The organism is Pseudomonas entomophila, from assembly GCF_018417595.1.
Lineage (GTDB): Bacteria > Pseudomonadota > Gammaproteobacteria > Pseudomonadales > Pseudomonadaceae > Aquipseudomonas > Aquipseudomonas entomophila_C.
Map to the genome: position 1 here is coordinate 2,303,550 of NZ_CP070982.1, position 24,570 is coordinate 2,328,119.

General features: G+C 64.1%; 23 protein-coding genes. 8 read left to right on the forward strand and 15 right to left on the reverse strand.

Annotated features, from left to right (window positions below; all coding sequences use genetic code 11):
• Positions 1–18: 18 nt before the first annotated feature.
• The 4 genes from JYG34_RS10295 to JYG34_RS10310 all read right to left on the reverse strand — a co-directional run bounded on the left by JYG34_RS10295 (position 19) and on the right by JYG34_RS10310 (position 5,766).
• Complete coding sequence (locus tag JYG34_RS10295; protein WP_213660583.1) at positions 19–1,707, reverse strand: alpha-keto acid decarboxylase family protein; 1,689 nt, start codon at positions 1,705–1,707, stop codon at positions 19–21.
• On the reverse strand, positions 1,704–3,449 hold the full coding sequence (locus JYG34_RS10300) for a flavin monoamine oxidase family protein (RefSeq protein WP_249746242.1): 1,746 nt from the start codon (positions 3,447–3,449) through the stop codon (positions 1,704–1,706). The genes JYG34_RS10295 and JYG34_RS10300 overlap by 4 nt, the downstream gene beginning before the upstream one ends.
• Before the next feature lie 198 nt (positions 3,450–3,647).
• Complete coding sequence (locus tag JYG34_RS10305; protein WP_213660585.1) at positions 3,648–4,424, reverse strand: hypothetical protein; 777 nt, start codon at positions 4,422–4,424, stop codon at positions 3,648–3,650.
• 64 nt (positions 4,425–4,488) lie between these two features.
• Positions 4,489–5,766, reverse strand: coding sequence for a bifunctional O-acetylhomoserine aminocarboxypropyltransferase/cysteine synthase (locus tag JYG34_RS10310; RefSeq protein WP_213660586.1), 1,278 nt, complete (start codon positions 5,764–5,766; stop codon positions 4,489–4,491).
• A 199-nt stretch (positions 5,767–5,965) separates the two neighbouring features.
• Between JYG34_RS10310 and JYG34_RS10315 the strand changes: the two genes are divergently transcribed.
• Together JYG34_RS10315 and JYG34_RS10320 are read left to right on the forward strand one after the other, a co-directional pair.
• On the forward strand, positions 5,966–6,448 hold the full coding sequence (locus JYG34_RS10315; RefSeq protein ID WP_213660587.1) for an Hcp family type VI secretion system effector: 483 nt from the start codon (positions 5,966–5,968) through the stop codon (positions 6,446–6,448).
• Positions 6,445–7,161 (forward strand): DUF4225 domain-containing protein, encoded by a 717-nt coding sequence (locus JYG34_RS10320; RefSeq protein WP_213660588.1) that lies wholly within the window; start codon positions 6,445–6,447, stop codon positions 7,159–7,161. Before JYG34_RS10315 ends, JYG34_RS10320 begins: the two co-directional genes overlap by 4 nt.
• A gap of 684 nt (positions 7,162–7,845) precedes the next feature.
• On the opposite strand, the gene JYG34_RS10325 is transcribed toward JYG34_RS10320, so the two are convergent.
• Positions 7,846–8,136, reverse strand: a complete 291-nt coding sequence (locus JYG34_RS10325) for a hypothetical protein (RefSeq protein ID WP_213660589.1) — start codon at positions 8,134–8,136, stop codon at positions 7,846–7,848.
• A 27-nt stretch (positions 8,137–8,163) separates the two neighbouring features.
• Between JYG34_RS10325 and JYG34_RS10330 the strand changes: the two genes are divergently transcribed.
• Entirely contained in the window at positions 8,164–8,484 is a 321-nt protein-coding gene (locus JYG34_RS10330; protein WP_213660590.1) for a hypothetical protein, read from the forward strand.
• 13 nt (positions 8,485–8,497) lie between these two features.
• The gene (locus tag JYG34_RS10335) at positions 8,498–8,836 is read left to right on the forward strand and encodes a hypothetical protein (protein ID WP_213660591.1); all 339 of its coding nucleotides are present in this window, start codon (positions 8,498–8,500) and stop codon (positions 8,834–8,836) included.
• A gap of 10 nt (positions 8,837–8,846) precedes the next feature.
• Here the strand turns inward: JYG34_RS10335 and JYG34_RS10340 are convergent, their stop codons facing one another.
• Complete coding sequence (locus JYG34_RS10340; RefSeq protein WP_213660592.1) at positions 8,847–9,794, reverse strand: SCO family protein; 948 nt, start codon at positions 9,792–9,794, stop codon at positions 8,847–8,849.
• Positions 9,795–10,005: 211 nt separating this feature from the next.
• A complete protein-coding gene (locus JYG34_RS10345) occupies positions 10,006–13,401 on the reverse strand; it encodes an Ig-like domain-containing protein (RefSeq protein ID WP_213660593.1) in 3,396 nt (1,131 codons plus the stop codon).
• 241 nt (positions 13,402–13,642) lie between these two features.
• Between JYG34_RS10345 and JYG34_RS10350 the strand changes: the two genes are divergently transcribed.
• Both JYG34_RS10350 and JYG34_RS10355 read left to right on the forward strand, forming a co-directional pair.
• A complete protein-coding gene (locus JYG34_RS10350) occupies positions 13,643–14,389 on the forward strand; it encodes a sulfite exporter TauE/SafE family protein (protein ID WP_213660594.1) in 747 nt (248 codons plus the stop codon).
• 89 nt (positions 14,390–14,478) lie between these two features.
• The gene (locus tag JYG34_RS10355; RefSeq protein WP_213660595.1) at positions 14,479–15,210 is read left to right on the forward strand and encodes a hypothetical protein; all 732 of its coding nucleotides are present in this window, start codon (positions 14,479–14,481) and stop codon (positions 15,208–15,210) included.
• A gap of 25 nt (positions 15,211–15,235) precedes the next feature.
• Here JYG34_RS10355 and JYG34_RS10360 read toward each other — a convergent pair whose 3' ends face one another.
• The 3 genes from JYG34_RS10360 to lpxO form a co-directional block, all read right to left on the reverse strand.
• Complete coding sequence (locus JYG34_RS10360; protein ID WP_213660596.1) at positions 15,236–15,805, reverse strand: GNAT family N-acetyltransferase; 570 nt, start codon at positions 15,803–15,805, stop codon at positions 15,236–15,238.
• Positions 15,806–15,883: 78 nt separating this feature from the next.
• Positions 15,884–16,228, reverse strand: a complete 345-nt coding sequence (locus JYG34_RS10365) for a carboxymuconolactone decarboxylase family protein (protein ID WP_213660597.1) — start codon at positions 16,226–16,228, stop codon at positions 15,884–15,886.
• Between the two features lie 88 nt (positions 16,229–16,316).
• Positions 16,317–17,216 carry a lipid A hydroxylase LpxO gene (gene lpxO / locus JYG34_RS10370; RefSeq protein WP_213660598.1) on the reverse strand — a complete coding sequence of 300 codons (900 nt, stop codon included), beginning with the start codon at positions 17,214–17,216 and terminating at the stop codon, positions 16,317–16,319.
• A 458-nt stretch (positions 17,217–17,674) separates the two neighbouring features.
• Here lpxO and thpR point away from each other — a divergent pair, with 458 nt between their 5' ends.
• Positions 17,675–18,220: an RNA 2',3'-cyclic phosphodiesterase gene (gene thpR, locus JYG34_RS10375; protein ID WP_213660599.1), complete on the forward strand. Its 546-nt coding sequence runs from the start codon at positions 17,675–17,677 to the stop codon at positions 18,218–18,220.
• An 8-nt stretch (positions 18,221–18,228) separates the two neighbouring features.
• Here the strand turns inward: thpR and JYG34_RS10380 are convergent, their stop codons facing one another.
• The 4 genes from JYG34_RS10380 to JYG34_RS10395 all read right to left on the reverse strand — a co-directional run bounded on the left by JYG34_RS10380 (position 18,229) and on the right by JYG34_RS10395 (position 22,946).
• Complete coding sequence (locus JYG34_RS10380) at positions 18,229–20,658, reverse strand: TonB-dependent siderophore receptor (RefSeq protein WP_213660600.1); 2,430 nt, start codon at positions 20,656–20,658, stop codon at positions 18,229–18,231.
• A 92-nt stretch (positions 20,659–20,750) separates the two neighbouring features.
• Entirely contained in the window at positions 20,751–21,722 is a 972-nt protein-coding gene (locus tag JYG34_RS10385; RefSeq protein ID WP_213660601.1) for a FecR domain-containing protein, read from the reverse strand.
• Entirely contained in the window at positions 21,719–22,225 is a 507-nt protein-coding gene (locus tag JYG34_RS10390) for a sigma-70 family RNA polymerase sigma factor (RefSeq protein WP_213660602.1), read from the reverse strand. Before JYG34_RS10390 ends, JYG34_RS10385 begins: the two co-directional genes overlap by 4 nt.
• Before the next feature lie 121 nt (positions 22,226–22,346).
• Positions 22,347–22,946 carry an NAD(P)H-dependent oxidoreductase gene (locus JYG34_RS10395; RefSeq protein ID WP_213660603.1) on the reverse strand — a complete coding sequence of 200 codons (600 nt, stop codon included), beginning with the start codon at positions 22,944–22,946 and terminating at the stop codon, positions 22,347–22,349.
• Positions 22,947–23,039: 93 nt separating this feature from the next.
• Here JYG34_RS10395 and JYG34_RS10400 point away from each other — a divergent pair, with 93 nt between their 5' ends.
• Entirely contained in the window at positions 23,040–23,636 is a 597-nt protein-coding gene (locus tag JYG34_RS10400) for a TetR/AcrR family transcriptional regulator (protein ID WP_213660604.1), read from the forward strand.
• Positions 23,637–23,676: 40 nt separating this feature from the next.
• Here JYG34_RS10400 and nhaR read toward each other — a convergent pair whose 3' ends face one another.
• On the reverse strand, positions 23,677–24,570 hold the full coding sequence (gene nhaR / locus JYG34_RS10405) for a transcriptional activator NhaR (RefSeq protein WP_213660605.1): 894 nt from the start codon (positions 24,568–24,570) through the stop codon (positions 23,677–23,679).

Below are 24,570 nucleotides of genomic sequence, written 5' to 3' on the forward strand. Positions count from 1 at the left end.
GCGGCTTCTCACCGACCCTCAACAGGAGTTGCTCACCCCAGCCAACCGCTTGATCTGCTCGGCAAAGTCTTTTTCGGCGATCTTCACCTCCACCAGCACCGGACGGCCCACGACCATCAGCAACTGCGCCAGCAACTGCTCCAGCTGGTCCACCGTCTCCACCCGATACCCCAGCGCACCATACCCTGTGGCCAACGCGGTGTAATCCAGCGTGGGCAGGGTATCGAATGGCGCGAACTCACCGCCTGGAGTGAACGCATCGGGATCGACGAACGCCTGCTCGATCGCATACACCTGGTTGCTCATCACGAACACCACGGCATTGACCTGGTTGCGCGCCAGTGCCGCCAGCGACTGGCTGACCATCATGAACCCGCCATCGCCGGCCACCACCACCGGGCGGCGGCCGCTGCCCAGCGCCACGCCCAGGGCGCAGCCGGTCTCGTGGCCGAGCGAGCCCCAGATGGCGTCGGAAATGAAGCTGCCGCGGGGCATGCCATTGATGTTGCTGGCCACGTACAGCGACGAGCTTTCCCCCAGGATCAGCGTGCTGGTCTGCCACAGGCGGTGTTCCTGGGCGAAGTTCACCAGGCTGTCGAAGAAGCTCGCGTAGCTCAGCGCGCTGGGCACCGCACCGCTGCCCAGCAGCGGACGCGCAGCGGCGAGGGCCATGCCCTGGCGGGGGAACTGGGTGTCCACCTTCAGGGCCTTGAGCAGCGCGTCGACGTAGTCCGGCAGGCGTACGTTGGGGTAGTTGTCGTCGCCGGCGCGGGCCAGTTCGCAGTTCACCTGGATGATCTGGCCGTAGCGCGCATTCAACAGGTCGAGGTAGTCATCGGTGAAGATCACGCCGATGGCCAGGATGCAGTCGCAGGCGTCCACCCGGGCCGAGGTTTCCGGGCGCGAGGCGGGGCCGGCGTAGGTGCCGATGAACGGTGCCTGGCTTTCGTCGAGCACGGTCTTGGCGTCGAGGGTGGTGGAGAAGGGCAGGCCGCAACTGTCGATCAGATGTTGCACGGCATCCTGCAGGCCGTAGCGGATCACCTCCACGCCCAGCAGCACCAGGGGCTGGCGCGCCGCGGCCAGGCGCCGGACGGTGGCATCGACCAGCTCCTGCAGGGCCTGCGGGTTGGACGGGCGCGGGGCCGGGGTCAACTGGCCGTGGGGGCGGTTCACCTCGGCGCCCCAGATATCCTGGTAGGCCTCCAGGTAGATGGGCTGGCGGTGGGTGAGCGCAGCGATCAGGGCGTTGTCGATCTGCCAGGGCGCACGGTGCGGGTCGGACAGGATCTCGCAGGCCACGGTTACCTGTTCCAGCACGTTGCGGTCGGCCTCGAAGTCGCCGGTGGAGTGGTGGAACAGCACATTCTGGCTATTGGCCTTGAGGCGGTCTGCGGTCGAGGGGCTGGCGGAAATCACCACCACCGGGTTGCGCTCCACGAAAGCGCCGGCGATGGCGTTCACCGCGCTGAAGGTGCCCACGCCGTATTGCAGCGACACGGCACCCAGGCCATGCACCCGGGCGTAGCCATCGGCGCTGTAGGCGGCGCCCATCTCGTAGATCTCGCCCACGGCGTCGATACCTTCGAAGGCATCCAGCGCGCTCATGAAGTGCGAGCAATAGTCCCCCGGCACCTGGAACACCTTCTCCAGGCCCAGTTGCTTGAGCCGGGTGAGCAAGTAGTCGGCCACGGTGAATTGACTCATGGCTTGATCCCCGCACAGATGTTCTGGGTGATGCCGTCGAGCACCTGCGCGGGATGCGTGGGCATGGGTGGCTTGCTGTAGTCGATTTCCTCTGGCGCCGGGGTTGGCAGCAACTGATAGCTGGCGGGCAACCAGCTGGGGCGTGGCAACTCGAAGAACTCCTGCAGGGTGGACTCGGCGGTGGTCAGCGCGCCCTCGACCCAGCCCTGGCCATAGGAGTAGGCCTCGCCGACGATGAACACCTGCTGGTCTTTCACCGGGTGGCGCATCTTCTGGATGATCAGGTCCACGCGGTAGTTGGCCTTCCATTCGTGCCAGCCACCGCCGTACGGGTCGGCGTCCCAGGCGTGGTAAACGGCCGAGTACGGCGCCGGCAGCTCGACCTGTGCATGCAACTGGGTGACCTGGCGTTGGGCGATGCGTACCATCTCGTCGCTGATCTGGAACTGCGTGCGCGGCACCACCGCGTCGTTGGCGATGCGCCCTTCGAGGCTGCGCGGGGTGTAGCCGACGAACTCGGGGCCGTCTTCCAGGCCTTTCCAGAACGGCACGGTGCCGATGTCGTTGTAGGAGGCCATCAGCAGCGAGTTGAAGGTCTGTTCGCCGCCCGGCTGATCGCACTCGGTGCCCATGTAGTAGCACTGGCGGATCGGCAGGTCGGTGACCGAACGCCCGGCCACCAGGCCGAGGTTGCGCCACCAGGGTTGCTCGTAGGCCAGGAACAGCTTGAAGGCCGACTGCACCAGCACCGACTTCAGGTTGTCCTTGAGCCACGGGTCGTCGAACAGCGGCGAGTCGATCAGTTCCAGCGAGCGGCGCGGCAGGGCGAGGATCACCTGGCGGGCCTCTACCACGTCCTCGCCTTCGAGGTCGTGGGTCTTGCCGTTGATGGTCTCGGTGTGGCGCAGGTGCAGGCGGTAGGGGTATTCGCTGTTGCCGCTGTAGCTCAGGGCGGTCAGGCGGCGGTTCATCTGGATGCGCTGGTCGCCGGGTACCAGCCCGCCGGCGTGCTCGACGAAGCGCTGGGCCAGGGTCAGCGGCAGGCTCTGGAAGCCGTCTTTGAGTGTGTGGAACACGGTGGCGTCGCTGTACTCGGTGGCGGGCAACTGGGTCACGGCGCTGGCGTTGGCGACGTTGGCGTCATAGCCGCCGGCGTCCTTCATGAATTGGTAGCCTTCGTTGCTCAGTACGCGGTAGAGCAGGTCCCAGAAGCCGTAGCGCCAGATCGGCTTGCCGAACACCTGCACTTGCATCTGCTCGGCCAGGCTCAGTTTGTCGAAGCCGGGGTAGAGGCTGTTCATCACGTTGACCTGGAGGTCTTCGGGGTTGTAGCCGCGCTCGGTCCAGCCCAGGTCGTAGGGGATCTTGTGCGGCGCTTCGACGAAGTCGCGGAAGCGCAAGCGTTGGCCACGCAGGTAGAACAGGTTGTCCTTGGCGCCGATATGGTCCTGTTCGTTACCCATGGGGAAGACTTTGCTCGGCAGGCCCAGGTGCTGCACCAGGGTATCGACCATCACATGGCCGTCGGCACCGGGCATGTAGCGCATGCCACCCACTTCGGCGACCACATTGGGCAGGCCGGGCAAGTTGACGCTGAACAGGCGCCCGCCGATGCGATCACCGTATTCGAAGAGTTGGATGCGTTGGTTGGTGCCGTGGGCCTGTTGCAGGCGCCAGGCGCTGTAGGTACCGGAGACACCGCCGCCGATGATGGCGACGTCCAGGGGGTGGTTGTGGCTCATCGCAAATTCCCTTTTGTTGTGTGTGGGCAAGGAAATCCATGTGACGAGCCAGTATTGTCGAGGTTTGCCGGAATGCCAGTTTGCCATCACCGATTACCCATCGATTTGGCAAAACCTCCGTAGGCGCGGCTTCAGCCGCGATCACCCGCGCAGCGGGTGCCAGGCACCGCGCTGTCTGCATCGCGGCTGAAGCCGCTCCTACTGAGGGCGTTGTTTCTTGCGTGACAGCGCCGCCAGCCCGACAGTCAGCACTACCGCCAGCCCCATGGCCAAGCTGATGGTCATGGCCACGCCCAGCCGCTCGAGCAGCCCTGCCATCGCCAGGTAGAACGCAATCACCCCCACCGCGCCGATGGCATTGCCCCGTACCATCGCGGCCATCCCGGCCCGCCCACCCTGCACATGGGCGAACACCACCAGCGGCCAGGCGATCACCGGAATCGGCGCCAGCATGCCGCTGGTCGCCGGGCCCAGCCAGCTGGCCAGGCTGGTGGTGATCATCAGCAACGAGGTGGCGGACACCATGCGCAGAGGAATCTCCCAGTACCGGTGTCGGGGGCGTGCGAGTGTATCGGGTGTGGGCTCGCGGCCACTGGCGCGGATCAGCACGGCGATTAGTAGCAACGCCACGGCAATCGACAGGTACAGGCTGCCCCAGTGGGTGAAGGCGTAGGCCGCCAGGCCGTAGAAAAGGATCGCCAGTACGACCGCCGGAGCGATACCAAGCTTGCGTGTGGCGAACAGATAGAACGTGTAGGTGGCCTGCACCGCCGCCAGCCCACCGAGCGCGCCGGGCACCGCGCCCAAGGCGAAGTCCGTGCCTTGTTCCAGGCACAGGAAGGTCATCACCAGGGCCGAGGTGATCGGCAGCCCGGAAAGCAACCCACCCAGCAGGCCACCCCAGCGTCGCGAGGCAAGGGAGATGGCCCACATCAGCAGCGGGGTGACGATGAGTTTCAGGTAGAAAAGGGTCATTGCGCGGGGTTCCGGTTCTGCAAGGTGCGCGCCCGCCGTCGGCATTGGGTGGGGCGCGGGTGACTCAAGCGCGGCTGGCCTCCAGCGCCTGCGCGAGGTCGGCGATGATGTCGTCGCTGTGCTCGATGCCGATCGACAGCCGCACCATGTCCCGTGGCACGCCGGCCTTTTCCAGCTCTTCGTCGTTGAGCTGGCGGTGGGTGGTGGAGGCGGGGTGGCAGGCCAGCGACTTGGCGTCGCCGATGTTCACCAGGCGCACCACCAGTTGCAGCGCATCGATGAAACGCGCCCCGGCCGCCTGGCCGCCCTTGATGCCGAACGACAGGATCGACGCCGGCTTGCCGCCGGTGTAGCGCTGGGCCAGTTCATGCTCGGGGTGGTCGGGCAGGCCGGCGTACTTCACCCAGGCCACCTGGTCGTGTTGTTGCAGGTAACGGGCGACCTTGAGCGCGTTCTCGGTGTGGCGCTCCATGCGCAGGGCCAGCGTTTCCAGGCCTTGCAGGATCAGGAAGGCATTGAACGGCGACAGCGCAGCGCCCGTATTGCGCAGCGGCACCACGCGGCAGCGGCCGATGAAGGCGGCGGGGCCGAAGGCTTCGGTGTAGGTGACGCCGTGGTAGGACGGGTCGGGGGTGTTGAGCAGGGCGAAACGCTCCTTGTTTTCACTCCAGGGGAACTTGCCCGAATCGATGACGATGCCGCCGATGCTGGTGCCATGGCCACCGATGTACTTGGTCAGCGAGTGCACGACGATATCGGCGCCGTGCTCGAACGGGCGGCAGAGGATCGGCGTGGCGACGGTGTTGTCGACGATCAGCGGCACGCCATGGCGGTGGGCGGCGTCGGCCAGGGCCTGGATATCGACGATGTTGCCGGCGGGATTGCCGATGGACTCACAGAACACCGCCTTGGTGCGTTCATCGATCAACGCTTCGAGGGCGGCGATGTCGTCGTGGGCGGCGAAGCGGGTGGTGATGCCCATGCGCGGCAGGGTGTGGGCCAGCAGGTTGTAGGTGCCGCCGTACAGCTTGGCCACCGAGACGATGTTGTCGCCGGCCTCGGCGACGGTCTGCAGGGCGTAGGTGATGGCGGCCATGCCGGAGGCCACGGCCAGCGCGCCGACCCCGCCCTCGAGGGCGGCCATGCGCTGTTCGAGCACGTCGTTGGTGGGGTTCATGATGCGCGAGTAGATGTTGCCGGCCACCTTCAGGTCGAACAGGTCGGCACCGTGCTGGGTGTCGTCGAAGGCGAACGAGGTGGTCTGGTAGATGGGCACGGCCACGGCCCGGGTGGTCGGGTCGGGGCTGAAGCCCGCGTGGATGGCGAGAGTTTCCAGCTTCATGCGGTCGTTCCTTGCGCGTGGGTGGAAGCGGCTGAGCATGGGGTGGCAGGCGCAGGGCGGTCAAGCGCGCGGATGGCACGTCGGGGCGCGATTGTCTGTCGTACTTGGTAACTTCTCTATGTCGTAATTTCGGACGCGTCCGACATACAACGAGGTTTTACGTTTTTACAGTGCGAACTTTTTACAGGGAGTTCGCAGCATGGCTTATCACGGCTACATGACGATCACGGGCGCGCTTCAGGGCCTGATTTCGGCGGGGTGTTCCACTCAAGACTCCATCGGCAACAAATGCCAGGCGGGTCATCGGGACCAGATCATGATTCTCGCCTTCGATCACAGCCTTTCCAACCTCGACAGCGTCAGCCGGGCGTTGCACCGACCGGTCTACCTCACCAAGTTCGTCGACAAGTCCACTCCGTTGCTGGCGCAGGCGCTCGATTCGAGGGAGCGGGTGGAGTGCGATCTCACCTTTTTCCGCACCAGTGCTGCGGGCCTGCAGGAGCGGTACTACTCGGTAAGGCTCGGCGGCGGGCTGATCGTCCAGCAGAACGTGGCCATGCCCCATGCCGTCCTGCTCAACGAGCAGGAACCGCAGGAGCACCTGGCGATCCGCTATCGGGAGATTTCCTGGGTGCACCATGCGGCGGGGACCACCGGTTATTCGACCTGGGGTGAGGAATGACGGCGCGCAGCGAGCACGAGGTCCCGTGGGATGACGACTTCTGGGAAGTGAGCCATGCGGCGGCCCGGCTGACTCAATATGCCTGTGAGGTGGCCGCGCGGTGTTTGGATGACGGGATGTTGCGGCTGCAGTTCACGCAGGAGATGGCGTATGTCGGGAAGGGCATTGTGGAGGAGGTTCGGACGGGGAAGAAAACGCCGGAGCAAGGGCTGAATCTTATAAAAAAAGAGCATGTCGAATTGACTCGGCAGGCGCTTCAATATTCAAGGTTGGTTGCGGGTTTGGCGGCTGGAGTGTTGCAAGTTGCTGGAGGCGTTGCGGTCTGCAAACTTTCCGCAGGGATTGCATGTGCTACGGGTGGTATTGCGCTCGTACAGCACGGAATCAATGGAATTTATGAAAATGGCCGGAATATTATTCAAAGGCGAACCGATACGGTAGGACCACTTCGGTCGGGCTATCAAGAAATGGCGAAGGCTCTTGGTGGGAAAGCGTCACATGGGAATGTTGCGTATGGGGTTATGGAAATCGCTCTTTCGGTGTTTGGGTTGACCACGCTCGTGGTCAGTCGTTCTGCATGGCGACTCTACAGGTATGTCAGGGCTGATATGGTTCCTGCTTACAAAAAAATGGGGACGACTCTTGTAACGTTTGAGCTTGGGGTAAATGTCATGAACGGGGAGTTGATCTGGGTGGAGTTGACAAAGGAATGATCTCCTGGCTGTTTGGAGTCTGCGTAATTATGGGTGTGGTCGCCGCGCATGCACTCAGGTACAGATTTTCTGGGCAGAACTTCAGGTGGTGGAGTTTTTGGGTTTGTCTAATTTTTAATTTGTTTTTTATAACTTACTACATGAGGATTATGGAGCGTTCTTACTTGCTGTTTATTGGCTATAGGCCTGATTTTTTGTATGAGAACCCTGCTACAGGTTGGTGGTGCCTGGTGGGTATGGTGCTGCACAGCTTTGCAACACCTGTGCAATGGGAGCCCAAAAGATGGTTTAGGAAAAAATGAAGGGCGTCTGCATGGCTGTGGATGAAGTGGTACGCCAATAATTAGCGGGTGCTAAATGGGGTGTGAAGCTCATGTTGTATATTGCAATGATGGTTTGGTAAGTTCTGAAGGTCAGCAGCCTCGGAGGTGAATGATGGGTGCTCAGGAGGAGAGGTGATGATTTTATACATTGTTCTGGCTGTGGTGGGGCTTGCAATCTCAAGAGTGCTTCGTTGCTTGTTGACCACACCAAGCGAAAAGCGTGAGCTGAATTTCTTTGTCGTCATGTACAATTTTGTTCTCATGCTGCTACATGAGGATGTCGCTATGCGGGATACCTATTTGTTTCTCTACCACTGGCCAGAGATTTCGGAGAGGTATCCAGCTATCACATGGTTGGCGTTCATGTTCCTGTTTGTTCACCTTTATGGAATTGTGGCGAAAAATAATGTTCGGTGTTTTCCCGGGATGAGAAGGAAGGGGCAGTCAATTTAATTGAAGCTCCATGCCACTTCACTGCCCCTGTACCCGTACGGTCTTCTCCTCCGTATACGCCAGCAAAGCCGCCACCTCCGTCTCCTCCCAACTGTAGGTTGAGCATCGCGAACGGGTTGTGCTGGGCAGCAAATAGGGGCGGCGAGTGATAATCAATAAATTTTGAGCCTGTCGGCGTGAATGTTCGGGGGTTGTGCATTTAACTTTTGAGGAAGGTGGGGGTTGTATGCTGGCAATTTATCTGGTTTTTTCGGTCGTTGGGCTGGCTGGCTCCCGCCTTCTTCGTTGTTTGGTTACGATGAGGGGAGAGGAACATCTGAGGCATGGCTTGGTGATGTTTTATAATTTCATTTTTGCTTTTATGCATATGGCAGTTATAGCGCAGGACAAATATTTTTATGTTTATGTGCGGCCGGATCTGGTGGGGCTTCATCCTTGGTTGGTCTGGTTTGCCTGGTTGTTTATGGTTTTGCACGTTTGGGCTAAATATCGTAATAATGATGTAAATTGCTTTCGCTGGAAAAAAGACATGGATCGATTTAAGTGATGGCGGGGCGAAGATGAGTGTTATGGTGTTTGTCCTTGTCGTGGGTTGGAGTTTTATCTCTTCACCTCTTTTGAATTTGGTGCTTTCGGGAGCTGATCTGACCGAGGGCAAAGAGCTTGTCGGCATTTATTACAACAGCGCATTCGCGGTTTTTTACTACTTCAATGTATTCCCTGGGGAGTATGGTGGCTTTGGTCCACCTCCTGAAGTCATCTTGGATCATCCCTGGATCGTATGGCTCTCCATCCCGATGATCCTCTTCCACCTCTGGATGTTCCCTGGTCTGCGCCCCGCCCCTCTTCGCCTACGCCGAAAATGGGACCCCACGTTCAAACGCCACGGTGAACCATAGCCCTACCACCTCACTGCCCCTGCACCCGCACGGTCTCCTCTTCCAGATACGCCAGCAAAGCCGCCACCTCCGTCTCCCCCAACCGCAGGTTGGGCATCGCCAGTTGGTTGTACTGCCCGTACAGCAGCACCGCCAGCGGATCGCGCTCGGCCAGCATCTGGTCCGGTGCCATCAGCCAGCGTTTCAACCACGCCTGCTCCCGCTGCCGGGTAACGCCGAGCAGATCGGGCCCGATGCCGCGGGTGGCGCCGGGTTCGGCCTCGCCGACGGTATGGCAGGACGAACAGCGGGTGCGGAACAGCTGCTCGCCCGCACTGGGTGGGCGGATCTCGGGGGCCTGGGTGTAGTCGTGTCGCTGGGCGCTGGCGGTCTTCCAGTTGTGCAGGCTGTTGGCCAGGCGGTCGGCGAGGATGTACGGGCTTTCGAACGGTGATGCCTTCATCCAGCGCCCGGTGGCCTGGTTACCAATGATCAGGCTGAGGTTGTGGTCGTTGCTGCGGCCGTTCTCCAACCCTTCGATATACAGGCCGAGGCTGCGACGCAGTTGCTCGATGTCGGCAGCTTCGCCGGTGAGCAGGGTCCAGCCGGGGCCGATGGCGAATTTCTCGGCGTAGCGTTTCAGGGTGGCAGGGGTGTCGTTGTAGGGGTCGATGCTGATCGAGTAGAAGAAGATGTCCTGGCCGACGCGCTCGCCCAGCAGCTTCTGCACCTGGCGCAGGCGGGCGGTCTCCACCGGGCAGGCGTCGCCGCAACCGGTGAAGATGAAGTTGATGGCGACCACCTTGCCCTGGATCAGGTCGTCGTAGAAGTGCACTTGCCGGCCGTCCTGGGTGAGCAGGGGGATGTTGGGGAAGTAGTCGGCGCCCCAGGGGCCGGGGTCGGCGCTGGTGGGGGGGAGGGCGCCGGCGAGGTTGAGGAGGATCAGCAGGGGGAGCAGCAGGCGCCAGTGCCGAGGCATGGTGGTCGTCCTCTGATTGTGGGAGCGGGTTTACCCGCGAATCAGGCAACACAGTGCATGGCACCGGCTTTGCCGGTGTTCGCGGGTAAACCCGCTCTCACAGGAAGGCGTGCCAACCTCAAGAACAACGCCGTACCTGCAGGAGCCGGCTTTGCCGGCGAAGAGGCCCGCTCGGCCAATACCGTTGCTCCCGCAGGTAGGGTGCATCAATTCACCTGATACTGATCGGCGCGGTCACGCTCTGCCCCAGCGCCGAGCGCACGGTCACCGTCGGTGGCGAGGCTGGGCCGCTACCAATGGTGGTCACCGACAGCCGCCAGCGCGCGCCGGTGCCGCTGGTGGTGAGTGTCGCGGCCCCCAGCTCCAGTGGGCCGCTGGTGGTGTTGGCGGTCACGCTGATGCTGTTGTTGGCCGCCACTGACGTGGTGCCGGACAGCTCCCAGGTCCAGCGGTTGTTGCTGCGCAGTTGCACCGTGGCACTGCTGACCTGGATCTCGTCCATGGCCACCGCCGGCGTCACGGCGACGCTCACCGTGGCCGGCACCAACGACTCCAGGCTTTTGGCGTCGCGCGCGGCGTAGGTGAAGCTGGCGGTGAACGGGTTGGCCACCGTGGCCGGTGGGGTGTAGGTCACCTGGGTGCCGTTGCTGCTGGCCGTACCCTGCCCGGAGTCGGGCTGGGCCAGGCTGCTCACGCTCAGCGGCAGGTTGCCGTCGGGGTCGCTGTCATTGGCCAGCACGTTGAGCACGATCGGTTTGCCGGCGCTGGTGGCGGCGCTGTCGTTCGCCGCCACGGGCGGCTTGTTGCCGCTGTTGTCGTCGCTGCTGGCGGCTGTGCGGAAGGTCGGCAGGGCGGCGGAGTCGACGTACTCCACGCCGTCCCAGCCGGGCAGGGGCGTGGGCATCAGCTGGAACTGGCCGGGGTGTTCCAGGTCCCAGCGCAGCAGCATGGAGGTGTCTTCATGCTGGGTGTTGTGGCAGTGCTCCATGTAGGTGCCGGCGAACTCGCGGAAGCGAATGGCCATTTCCACTTCCGCGGTCGATTCGCTGTCCGGGCCGATGCGGTAGACGTCCTTGCGCGCCCACTTCTCCCACTCCGGCGGCGCCTTGCCGCCACGGCTGAGGATCACCCCTTCCTCGAAGTGCACATGCACCGGATGGCTCCAGCCATTGCCACCGTTCTTGATCTTCCACACCTCCAACGTGCCGTCGCCGCTGAAGCCGCCGTCGGTGGCCTCGCTGGCCAGCTGCGGGGCGGCATTGATGCGCCGTGGGTCCATGCTGTAGCCGAAGCCGCCGTCGGTCTTGATGGTCCAGGGCGCGCTGTCGGTGCCGTCCGCGCGGCCGAAGACGAACTCGCGGTGGCGCGCCGCCTTGAGCCTGGCCTGGTCGCTGGTACTGCCGGGGTCCAGGGGCAGGGGGATCATCACCAGGCCGGCGGCCTTGCCGGGCTTGGCCGGTTCGTACAGGGCCGGGTCCATGCTCAGGTCCTGGCCGCTGTAGGGCTGCACCAGCAGTTGCAGGAACTTGCCGACCGCAGGGTCGCCCTTGTCCCATTCCGGGCCCTTGCTGGTCTGCTTGATCACCGCCTTGTACTTCTCCGACAGCACGTCGGCCAGGGCGATGGCCTTGTTCGGGCCCTTGCCGGTCTGGTGTTCCATGAGGTTGACGAAGTACAGCTTGTCGCCGGGCTTGATCCCGTTTTTCGCGAAGTTGACGATGATGTCGTAGCGCTCGGCGATGCCTTGCATGGGCAGGATCGCGTTGTGGTCCTGGCGGTCACCGTCGCCGTTGAGGTCCATGCTGCCGTCGAAGGGCACGGCGTGCTCCATGAGGTTGCCGTCGTTGGCGACCAGGTGGAATGGCACGCGGTTGTAGGACAGGTTGGCGCCGGACGGCCCCTTGAATTCGCCACTGCTGCCGGCCACTTCACGCACCACGGCGAACTTGAAGTAGCGCGACACCGAGCCGTTGAGGATGCGGAAACGGTAGCTGCGCGCGCGCACCTTGAGCTTGGGTTGGTACTGCCAGTTGACCAGGATCTGGTCACCGAGGAAGCCGTCGCTGTTGAACGGGTTGAACCACAACTGGCCGTTGGCGTCCCAGGCCTTGTCGGCCACCACCAGGTTGACGTCGTAGTCGCGGTTGCCCCAGGGCATCGCGCTGCCGCTGGGCAGGCGCAGGTTGACGCCGTCCTGCAGCGCCTCGTTGCCACGGTCCAGGGCCGAGTAGTAGTTCATCATCACCGCGTTGCCCTTGTAGACGTTCTGCGCGGTGAAATCGAGCATGTGATCGTGGAACCAGTGGGTGCTCATGGTTTCGCGCCAGTCACCGCGGATCTTGATACTGCCGTTCTCGCAGGTCTTCAGCCCGGGGGAGGCGTCGTTGACGAACAGGGTTTCGCCCGGCGAGCAGGGGAAGGCGGCGCGTGGGTCCTGGGCGCGGGTGTTGATGGTGTCGTAGCCGGCCAGCTGGATCGGCCAGCGGTAGTCGTAGTACTGGCCGGGGAAGAAGTAGGCGTTGGCGAAACCGTCGCTCTCGGCCGGGGAGTGGCCGTTGTGTTCGTGAGTGGAGATGGTGTGCAGGCCGAAGCCGTTGTTGGCCGACGGGTCGATGGGCAGGGCGTTGTAGTGGCGCATCAGCACCGGTTGACCATAGCGCACCATCAGCAGCTTGGCCGGGAAAGTGCCGTCGAAGGTCCACAGGGCCTTGTGGCCCTGCAACGGCATTTTCGGGTGGAAGCGGGTGTCGATGCCCTTGGTGGTGCCCAGGGTGGTGGGGATGTCGGAGGTCTGGTAGTAGAGGCCGCCGGGGCCGAATTCGCCCTTGCTGTAGCCGTGCAGCTGCTTGCGGTCGCGCAGGCCTTGGTTGATGCGCGCACCGGCTTGCGCGGTCTTGAACGCGGCCTGGGGGTAGAACTCGTTCCAGCGCTGGTGCGACCAGCCCTTTCCTGGGGGCCGCCCTTCGGCGGGGGAACCGACCGAATTGCGGTTGAGGAAGGCTTCGATCTGCGCCTTCCACGGGTTGCGGTCGAGCACGTTGGCGTACTGCGACGGGAAGGGGGTCAGGCCCGGCTGGGTGAGGAAGGCTTCCAGGGCATTGCCGTTGGGGCTGCTGCGCGCGACGTTGTTCGGGTCCTGGGCGGGCGCCGGGCCGGTCACGGGTAGCGGGAAGGTGAGGCTGTAGGGTGGGGTGGCCGGGTCGAGTTTTTCCGGGCCGAACTCCTCGAACAGCAGCAGTTGCTGGGTGAACGGCTCGGCGCCGAACAGCGGGCTGGGCTTGCCGTTGGTGGGGTACTGGCTGGAGGTCTGCTGCGCGGGAGGCAGCACATTGTCGGTGCTGACCGTGGCGCGGGTGCCGAACACGCCGTCGTTCAGCTCCAGCGAGCCCTCGTTGGCCTCGGGCATCGATTTCAGGGCCTCCAGCGCCGCCGCCGTGGCTACCGGGTCCGCAGGCGGGTCGCTGTAGGCGGACGGATCGGTGGGCGGCGGCGGGCTCACATCGTCGAGCCCGCTGGCGACCGCACAGGCCACTCCGAGGCCGAGCAAAAGCGCCGTGACAGAGGATAACCTGAACAGGTGCGTGGAAGTCGCTGCTGGTTTCTTCATAGCCGTGTGCCCCGTGCTGTGCAGCCTGGCATCTGCTGCCACCGGCGAAGGTGGCGATGTGCCTTGTTTCAAAGGGGCTGAGCAACGGTTATGCCAAGGTGAAAACGGCTGGAAGGTACATGTTTCAAGATGTTGCAGTGATGCGAAGTAGAACCGATCCGGTCTGCCCCGCAAACCTGGGGCTGGACACCCACTCCTGGGTGGGGAATGCTGCCCCACGACCACCCCGCCGGGAGCACCCATGGACCCGCTTTACCTCATCGCCCTCGGGGCCATCGTCGCCGGTTTCGTCCAGGGCCTGTCGGGCTTTGCTTTCGGCATGGTGGCCATGTCGTTCTGGGCCTGGGGCCTGGAGCCACGAGTGGCGGCGGTGCTGACCGTGTTCGGCAGCCTCACCGGCCAGCTGATCGCCGTGTTCAGTGTGCGCCGGGGCTTCAGTTGGGAGCTGTTGTGGCCGTTCGTACTCGGTGGCCTGGCAGGGATTCCGCTGGGGGTGTGGGTGCTGCCGCACCTGGACATGCTGTGGTTCAAGGCGGTGTTCGGCACCTTGCTGGTGGTGTGGTGCCCGTTGATGTTGCTGGCGCCACGCCTGCCCCGGCTGCAGGGCGGGCGCCTGGCCGATGGCGCGGTGGGCATGGTCGGTGGTGTGCTGGGGGGCATAGGCGGATTCACCGGCACCGTGCCGACCCTGTGGTGCACACTGCGTGGTTTCGAACGCGACACCCAACGCGCGGTGATCCAGAACTTCAACCTGTCGATGCTGGCGGTGACCATGCTCACCTACCTGGGCAGCGGGCTGGTGACCACGGCGCTGTTGCCATGGTTCGGCGTGGTGGCGCTGGCGATGGTGCTGCCGACGGTGCTCGGCACCCGGGTATACCTGGGCATCAGTGAGCTGGCGTTCCGGCGTATCGTGCTGGGGCTGCTGACCTTGTCGGGGGTGGCGATGCTGGTGGTGGCGGTGCCGGGGTTGCTGGCGCGGGGGTGAGTGGCCAGCCCTTGCTCCGCACTCTGCTTCTTGGCACCCTTTGCCGGCCTTTGCTGGTCATCGACACCGTAGAACAAGGAAACACCAAGGTGAGCTGGGAAAAAATCGGTAAATCTCTCGTGGGCCTGCTAGTGGTCGCCATCATCGCAGCCGTGCTTTATGCGGTGCTGCGCAATGGCGATCGCCTCGAGGCGCGCCTGACCTACGCCTACCTCACCTACCCGGGCCAGTTCAGCGAACGCATCAGCCAGACCAACGAACTGCTCAAGTACGAGCGCTTGCATGCGCGTATCAGCGAGATTGGCGACGGTGCACTGAGCCATCCGCAGATCGAGCGCCTGGTCGAGCTGACCCAAGCGCCGTATTTGCAGCTGTTCGCCAAGCCGTTCGAGGCTGGCCTGGTGGACCACCGCACCGGGCTGCTCATCGAGCTGGTCAACCACCGCAAGGAACCGGTCAAGGCCGTGAAGATCCGTCTGCCGGCCAAGGGGTTGGTGCAGGTTCGCGACGATGCCGGCAACGACAGACTGATCCCGGCACCGACCGGTATCGTCGAGATCCCCGCCATCGATGCGGCAGGCGAGAGCAAGGTGTGGGTGTACTTCGATTCGGACTACTCGCAGGTCCGCCACGGCGGGGTCAACATTCGATACGCCGGTGGCACGGCCGATATCCAGGTGTACCGCGAGGTGATCGGATTCCCGGCGCTGGTGGCGCGTTACAGCCGGGAATTGATGGCGCTGTTGGTGGTGCTGGTGGCCTGTGTGCTGGGCCTCGGTTATCACAGCCTTGGGCCGGGCCGCGCCAGAACCTCACAGTGAACCTTGCCGGCGCCTGCGAGAGCGGTCACCGACCGCGTCTGCGGGAAACCCGTGCCTCGATATTCTTGCGCCCGATCAGCAATGGCGGTTTCTCCACCACCGGCTCGTCGGCCAGCCACTTGTACATCACCAGGCAATCCACCAGCCCATGCTTGGCATGGCGATAGGCCTTGGGCAGGCGTCCGACGGTCTCGAAGCCCAGCGCGTGCCACAGCGCCACGGCCACTTCGTTGGTGGCCACCACCGAATTGAACTGCAGGGCCAGGAAGCCCTCTTGGCGCGCCAGCTTCTGCGAGTGCTCGCACATCAGCCTGGCCACGCCACGGCCACGCGCCTGCTCGCAGACCATGTAGCCACAGTTGCCCACGTGCGCGCCGGGGCCGGCGGCATTGGCCTTGAGGAAGTAGGAACCGAGCAGTTCGCCGTCTTCTTCAGCCACCAGGGTGCGCAGGGGCAGTTCCAGCCACAGCTGTCGGGCCCGGCCGATGTCGAGTTCGGGGTCGAAGGCGTAGGTCTGGCGGGCCTGGACGATGGCCTGGAAGGTGGGCCAGAAGCGCTCGAAGTCTTCCGGGGTCATGGGGCGAATGTGGATCATGGTGATACCTGCGCGGGCTGGACCGCCCAGTCTGGGTGTCGCGGCGCCGTCGCGCAAGGGCTCCGACGCCGCGTGGGGTCAGGCGCCGGCCTTGCCGACGGCATCCAGCGCCCGTGCCGAGTAGACCAGCGCCGCGCCGGCGTTCATCGCCACGGCAACGCCCAAGGCTTCGGCAATCTCTTCGCGGGTGGCGCCGTGCTTGACTGCCTGCTGCGAGTGCACCGCAATGCAGCCATCGCAACGGGTGGTGACGGCCACGGCCAGGGAGATCAACTCGCGGGTCTTGGCGTCGAGGTGGTTGGTCTTGGTGCCGGCGCCGCTGGCGGTCATGTAGCCCGCCACGGTGTCGGGGGAGAGTTGCTTGAGATCGCCGATGCCGGCCATCAACTGCTTACGGTAGGCGTCCCAGTCCATCATGCTCATCGTCTTCACCTTGTCAGGTTGGCAACAGGAGCTATCAGGCTAGTCGAAGTTGAGGCGCCTGGGGCTGCGTGGCAGCCCCAACAGGCGATCAGATATAGATGAACACCAGCACCAGCGCCGCGACCACCGCCCACTTCTCCAGGTAGTAGCGGGTGCGGTTGCGCTTCTTCATCGCCTTGCCGCGCTCGCGGATCTTGTAGATGCGGGTGAACAGGCGGTTGATGCCACCCGTCTTGTCATTGGCGTCGTTGGGCGCGGCGGCGGCGGCCATCACGTTGCGGCTGAACCAGCGGTTGAAGGCGCTCGCCCAACGGTACTTGAGCGGGCGCTCGACGTCGCAGAACAGGATGATGCGGTTGTGCTCGGTGGTGTTGGCGGCGTAGTGGATATAGGTTTCGTCGAACACCACGGCCTGGCCGTCGCGCCACGAGTACTTCTCGCCGTCGACGTCGATGTAGCAGCCGTCGTCGTTGGGCGTGTCCAGGCCCAGGTGGTAGCGATACGAGCCGGCATACGGGTCGCGGTGGCGCACCAGCTTGGCGCCCGGTGGCAGGGTGGCGAACATCGCCGCCTTGACCGAACCGATGCCCTGCAGCAGCTCGGTGGTGCGCGGGCACAGGGTCATCGCCGACGGGTGGCTCTCGCCGTACCACTTCAGGTAGAAGCGCTTCCAGCCAGTCTTGAAGAACGAGTTGAAGCCGACATCGTCGTAGTTGTCGGACTTCTTGATTTCGCCCGCATGCAGCAGTTGCTGCGCCTCTTCGCGGATCTCCTGCCAGTGGTCCTGGAGCGTCTGCAGCTCGGGGAACGCCTCGACTGGCAGGTAGGGTTTGGCTGGATGTTTGGAGAACAGGTAGAGGAAGCTGTTGACCGGCGCCAGGAAGCTGGAGTGGTCGCCCAGCTGGCGGGTCAGCTTGTGACGAACCCGACCGCGCAGGTGAACATAGGCGATCGAGAGGACGAAGATCAGTACGAGTGCAATTTTCATGGACGATTACTTGTCGAAAAATGGCCATGCGCCATGGCTAGAGCCCGCCAGCATAAACAATCGTGACTTGGGTTTGTACTTATTGTTACGACAATTCCGGGCGACTTAGGTGTAATGGCCTACGGGTTGCGTAAACGATTCAACTGGAGGTGGGTCGTCATTTCGTGCTTGGAGTTGTTTTTCAACGTGGTCGACGGGAAGGTTGCAGCGCCCTCAAGATCGAGCGCCGCCCGCGCGGCGCATCGCGGATGAATCCGCTCCTACGTTTGTTGCAACGTGCCACACCTGCCATTGGCGCGGGTCGTTGCCATTGCCTCGCCTGACTGTAGGAGCGGCTTCAGCCGCGATGCGCCATGCACATTTTCATGGATCGGAACCAATCGCTTCCACTGACCTTGAAAAGGTTCGCACTTGAGCTTGTACACTCGATCACCCCTCTGCGCCCCAAGGAGCTTTACATGGTTCAGGATGCACGCCTCAGCGGCGCTCCGTTCAAGCGCCTGTTCTTCGCCCTGTCGGTCAGCGATGCCCAGCGCCGCGCCCTGGCCCAGTGGCGGCGCGAACTGAACCTGCGCAGCGGCAAGCCGGTGCCGGCGGATAACTTCCATGTCACCTTGCTGTTCCTGGGCGTTGTGGATGCCGATCAGGTGCCGGCGATCTGCGCTGCGGTCGACCTGCTGCAGCGCCCGCAAGCGCCGCTGCGCCTGCTGCTCGACCGCTTGCAGGTCTGGCAACGCGCCAATGCCCTGGTGCTGGCGCCGCAGGACACGCCAGCGCCCTTGCGGCAACTGGTGTATGGCCTGCACCAGGCCCTGCTGCCGCTGGGGGTGGAGGCCGCGAACCGTGAGTACCGGCCGCACCTGACCTTGTCCAGGGACTATCGTGGCCAACCGCCGGAGGCCGGCACGGCACCGGAGTTTTTCCTCACGGCTCGACAGTTCACGCTGTACGAGTCGCGCAAGGGCCGCTACTGGCCACTGGCGCAGTGGCCATTGCCGGAGTGAGGGCGTGCTCAAAACTGCGGCGTGTACTTCACCGAGAACATGAGGTTGCGCGGCTCGCCATAGTTGTTGCTGCCGTTGAGCTGGTTGAAGCCCGCGACCCAGTACTTCTTGTCGAAGAGGTTGTAGGCGTTGACCGCCAGGCTCACTTCCGGGGTCAGCTGATAGGCCACGCGCGCGTTCCACACCGTGTAGCCAGGCACGCTGTAGGTGCGCTCGTAGCCCAGGGTGTGGCTCTGGCTGGTGAAACCCAGGCCGGTGCTCCAGCGCTGGTCGTCCAGCGGTAGCGTGTAGTCGGCCCAGGCGCGCAACATGTGCTTTGGCGTCCACTGGCTGAACACCCGGCCCTCGTTTTCCGGGTCGTCGATGAACTTGGTGGTGTTGTAGGTATAACCAGCGAACAGTTGCAGGCCACTGAGGACCTCGCCACTGATCTCGGCTTCGATACCCTGGCTGCGCACCTTGCCCGCGGCAGTGGAGCAATACCAACCGTCGCAGGCAAAACCTGAGGCGGTGTCGGTGACGGCGCGATTTTCCTGGTCATAGCGGAACAATGCCAGCGAGGCATTGACGCGGCCATCAAGAAGCTCACCCTTGAGGCCGGTTTCGTAGTTGCTGCCGATCACTGGCTTGAGCGGCGTATTGCCAACACCGCGTTCGGTCTGCGGGGCGAACACATCGGTGTAGCTGGCGTACCAGGCCCATTCGGTGGTCAGGTCGTAGACGAAGCCCGCGTACGGTGTGACTTCGCCAGACTCGGTCATGCGGCTGGTGGGGTTGACCTGACCTGGGTTGAGCCCTCGATAAGTGGTGCTTGCATAGCTGTAGTCATACCAGCTGACGCGTGACCCGAGAATCAGCGTCAGGCGCTCGGTCGGCTTGACGCGCCAGGCGCCATAGAGGCCTTTCTGGCGAATGTCGTAGCCGCTGTGTTCATGCCGGCCGGTGGGCGCGGCGAGCAGCCCGTCGCGGCTGGGTTCAGGGCGGTCATGGTCAATGTCGAAGATGCTGTCATTGCCGCCAAACGTGCGCCAATAGGCATCATCGGAGGTCAGCTTGGAGTAGTTGGCGCCCACGGTTACCTCATGCGCCAGCGCACCGGTATCGAAGTGGCCGACCAGGTTCATGTCCAGGCCCAGCTTGGTATTGTGGAAATCGGTGATCCAGTCGGCGTACTCAACGCCGCTGCCATCCGGCTCCAGGCCTTCGCCGACGGTCTGGGTGCGCTGGTGGGTGGAGGTGTTGGTTTCGTCCATGCGCACGGCGGCGGCCTTGAACGTCCAGTCGTCGTCGAAGCGGTGTTCGAGGTCGAGGTAATAGGTGGTGACGTCGGTCTGCGCGCGGTTCCAGCGCGCACCGGTGTAGGTCGAGCGGGGCAGGTCGACTGCCTTGCCGGTGGCATAGCGGGGGATGCCGCGCAACATCGGCCGGGATTGCTGGCGGTTGTAGCTGATGCCGGCACCCACGGTGGTGGCATCGTTCAGGTCGATATCCAGCGCGCCGTACAGGGAGTGGGACTTGCTCCAGGCATAGTCGATGAAGCTGTCGCTCTGGTCCTCGTCGGCGACCATCCGCCCGCGTACCCGTCCGTCGGCGGTCAGCGGGCCGCCGGCGTCCAGTTGCAAGCCATAGTGGTCCCAGGAGCCGGCCTTGCCGGTGACGGTGACGCTCGGTGCGGCCTGGCCACGTTTGCGCACCAGGTTGATCGCCCCGCCTGGGCTACCGGTGCCTTGCAGCAGACCGGAGGCGCCGCGCAGGACCTCCACCCGGTCGAAGAACACCAGGTCCTGGGTCGCCCAGTTGCCCAGCGAGTAGTTGTTGCGTGGGATCGGCACACCGTCGTATTGCCAGTCGTCGATCTGGAAACCTCGCGAGGTCACTACCACGCCAGGTCCGATGCCCTGGGCGCCAACCAGGCCGGTGGTGTGGTTGAGCGCATCCTGCAGGTCGGTGATGCCCTGGTCATCCAGCTGCTTGCGGGTGATCACCGTCACCGACTGGGGGATCTCCTTGAGCGTGTGCACGCCTTTGCCCAGGGTCACCGCCCGCGCCGCGTAGGAGCCACTGCCTTCGCTGGTGGCATCGAGGTAGTTGTCGGTGACGCTGGTGCTGCCCAGCTCCAGCACGTTGCCCCCCAAGCTGGCCGGTGCGACGCTGAAGTGCCCGCCAGGGGTGACCCGAAGTTGCAGGCCACTGCCGGCCAGGGCGGCTTGCATGGCCTGTTCGGTGGTCATCTGGCCGACCACTGCGGGCGCCTGCTTGCCACGCACCAGCTCGGGCTCCAGGGCGATGATATGGCCGCTCTGGCTGGCGATGCGGTTGAGGGTGGTCGCCAGGCTGGCGGGCGGCAGGTCGAACGCCAGGGGCTGTGCCTGGGCGAGGGGGCTCAGGCAGCTCAAGGTGGCGACGAGGGGCAAGGCGCGGGGCCAGGGGTTGTGCACGGTGTTCTCCCGATTGAAGTTGGCTGTCAGGAGAGAGGTGGGATGAGAAACGAAAACCGGACACCCTTGCGAATGATTTTCAATAAAAACTTTCAGGGCGCATCTTTTGCCCCGATCAAGGTCAGCCACGGCCCGTAGTGGGTGAGGCTGATCGGCAGGGTCTCTGCCAGCGCAATCAGGGCCTGGCGTGGTTGATCCAGGGGGAACACGCCCTGTACGCGCAGGTCGCCCACGGCCGGGGCCAGGCGTAGGTAGCCACGCTGGTAGGGGCGCAGGGCGTCGATGACCGCGTGCAGGGGTTCGTCGAGGACTTCGAGGCGGCCGTCGAGCCAGGCGGCGCGCTGGCGTTGCTCGTCCGCCAGCGGCTCGATGCCAGACCCGCGCAGCAGGGCGGCCTGGCCTTCGTGCACATCTTGCCAGTGGCCATCGGCCAGGCTGGCGCGCACGCTGTGCTGCAGCACTACCACGCGGGTGGCGTTGGCCTCCTGGCTGACCAGGAAGCGCGTGCCGAGTGCCTGCACCTGCCCCTGTGCCGTGCGTACCCGCAGTGGCCGGCGTGGGTCCGGGGCGACCTGGATCAGCAGCTCGCCACGGCGCAGCACCAGCAGGCGCTGGCCGTCATCGAAGCGCAGGTCGACGGCACTGGCACTGTTCAGCTCGAGGCGGCTGCCATCGGCCAGGGTGAAGCCGCGCCGTTCACCGCTGGCGGTGTGCAGGTCGGCCAGCCAGCCCTGGGCGGCGTCGCTGCGCCAGCCGCTCCAGGCCGCGCCACCGAGCAGGCCCAACCCAGCCAGGCCACGCAGCACCTCACGGCGCGAGTGGTTCGGTTGGAGCAACAGCCGGCGCGCCTCGGCGGCATGGCCTGGGGCGTTGTGCTCCAGGGCCCTCAGTGCGGCGCAGGAGCGGCCGAGGCGTTGCTGCAGCAGGTCCCAGGCGTGTTGATGGGCGGGGGCCTGGCGCAGCCAGTGTTCGAAGCGCGCGAGCAGTGCAGCGTCGGGTGCGCGGGCGTTGAGTTCGACCATCCAGTCGATGGCCGCTTCGCCGATGGGGTCCAGGGTGGTCATGGCTGGGCCTCGCTCAGGTAGCACTGGCGCAGGGCCTGCTTCATGTAGCGGCTGACGGTTCGTTCGCTGATTTTCAGCCGGGCGGCGATCTCGACGTAGCTCAGGCCATCGAGCTGGCTGTACAGGAACGCGGTCTTGACGATGGTCGGCAGGCCGTCCAGCACCTGGTCGATGGTTACCAGCGCCTCGATCAGCAGCAGTTGCTCTTCGGCAGACGGTGCCACTTGCTCAGGCAACAGTGCCAGGCGCTCCAGGTAGGCCTGTTCCAGTTGGCGGCGGCGATGGCGGTCGAAGATCAGGCGGCGAGCGATGGTGGACAGGTAGGCGCGCGGCTGTTGGATGCTCTCGGGGTCGACCCGGGCGCCGAGCATCTGGCAGAACGCCTCGGCGGCGGTGTCTTCGGCATCGGCACGGTTGCGCAGGCGTTTCTGGATATGTTGGAGCAGCCAGCGGTGGTGGTCGCTGAAGAAGAAGCCCAGCTTGCGGGTCGAAGTGCTGTCCAACGCAGGATATCCAGTCGTGAGTGTGAATCGTTCTCAATACTAGCCGGGACAATTGTCAGCTCGCAACTGGGGTATCGTCACAACCTCTCGCGCCGCTGCCCGAAGCAGCGGCGCGCAAGCCTCAGGCCGCCGCTTCGCGGTCTTCGAACAGTGTCTGGCCCAGTGCGTGAGCCGGCGCCAGGAAACTGCTACCGGGCTCGATCTCACTGTCGGTGAACAGGGTCGAGCTCAGGACCTTGGCACCGCAGTAGTCGAAAATGCCGTGCTCGATCTGCACGCGCATCGCCCCGCCATAGCCATGCCGGTCGAAGGTACCGGCGTCGGCGCCGGCCACGCCGACCAGGTGCGCGGTTCGGCCCTTGAGCAGCTTGTTGATCTTGCCTTCGGCGGTATAGGCGAACGCCCAGCCATGGCTGAACACGCGCTCGACCCAACCCTTGAGCAGGGCGGGCAGCGACCACCAGTAGACGGGGTAGACCAGCACCAGGGTGTCGGCGCGGTCGATGCGTGCCTGTTCGGCCAGCACATCCGCAGGTGGTGCGGCCTGCAGGCGGTGGACGGCGTGGTCGGCCAGGCCAAAGCGCGGGTCGAAGCCTTCGCGAGCCAGGTCGGCGAATTCGCTGGTGTGGCCGGCGGCGCGCAGGCCGGCGGCGACCTGCTCGGCGATGGCGTGGGTGAGGGAGTCGGGGTCGTGGTGGCCAATGACGATCAGGGCATGCATGGCTGGTTCTCCAGAAGCAGGGTGCATGAATGGGGCGAGCGCTATATACTCGCAGTAAGTTACCGTTGGTAAGTTACTTTTGGTAGGTAATCAATGTCAAGCGATGAACAACCTACGGCGCGCAGGCGCCTGTCCCGTGAGGAGCGTCGCCGGCAGTTGCTCGACGTGGCCTGGCGGCTGGTGCGTGAAGAAGGGACCGATGCCTTGAGCCTTGGGCGCCTGGCCGAGCAGGCTGGGGTGACCAAGCCTGTGGTGTACGACCATTTCGAAACCCGTACCGGGTTGCTGGTGGCGTTGTATCAAGAGTACGACGCGCGCCAGACCGCCATGCTCGACAGCGCCCTGGCGGGCAGCACGGCCGATCTGCCGGGCAGGGCCTGGGTGATCGCCGAGGCGTATGTGGATTGTGTGATGAGTCAGGGGCGGGAGATTCCGGGCGTCAGCGCGGCCCTGGCCGGCTCGCCGGAGCTGGAGGCGCTCAAGCGTGTTTATGAGGGGCCGTTCCTCGCCAAGTGCCGTGAGGCGTTGCAGCCGTTCTCGGCCGCAGGCCGCATCGGCCAGGCCGGGATGCGGGCGCTGGTGGGGGCGGCGGAGGCGTTGTCCCAGGGCGCGGCGGCCGGTGAGCTGGAGGCGCGGGAAGCCAAGGAGGAGTTGCAGGCAACCATCGTGGCGATGGTGGGGCGGCATTGATCAGGCCTGACGGCTCCTACCAGTTGGTCGCGGGGGCGGGCTACCAGTTGAACAGCTCCCGCCGCGCACCTTCGGTGATCGCGATGATCCCGGGATGCTTGACCTTCCTCTCCACCGAGATGGCATAGAACGACTCATTCACCGCCTCGGTCTGGCCGATCAGGCGCACGCCATACTGCCGGCACACTTCTTCGGCGATCACGCTGGGGGCGACGAAGATCCCGCTGCCGGACTGCCCGAACGCCTGCATCAACGCACTGTCATCGAACTCGCCGACGATCCGTGGCTGCACTTGCTGCTCGGCCAGCCAGCGCAGCAGGCGGCTGCGCACCACGGTCTCCTGGCCGGGGATCAGCAGCGGCGCGTCGTCCAGGCAGGCGGGGAAGGGTTTGTCGAGCAACTCTGCCAGGGCGTGGGTGGCGAAGAAGCTCAGGCCGCATTCGCCGAGTTTCTGGCTGTAGCCCTTGATGTCCAGGTGGCTGGGCATCGGGCTGTCGGAGATCACCAGGTCCAGGCGCTGGATCGCAAGGTCCGCGAGCAGGCGCTCGAGTTTGTCCTCGCGGCAATTGATGCGCAGCACCTCGTCCAGCTCCATGGTCGGTGCCAGCAGGCGATAGACGATCGACTTGGGCACCACGTCGGCCACCCCCACGCGGAACAGGATCTGTTCTTGCGGCCCAGCACGCAGCATGGCTTCCAGCTCGCCGCCTATCTGGAACATCTGCTCGGCATAGACCAATGCCTGGCGCCCTGTCTCGGTGAGTTCCAGTTGGCGGCCGACGCGCTGGAACAGTTCGAGGTTCCAGGTCTGCTCGAACAGGCTGATCTGGCCGCTGATGGTCTGCGGGGTAAGGTTCAGTTGCTCGCTGGCGCGGGCGATGCTGCCGGTCTTGGCCACGGCCCAGAAATAGTGGAGTTGGCGGTAGTTGAGCAT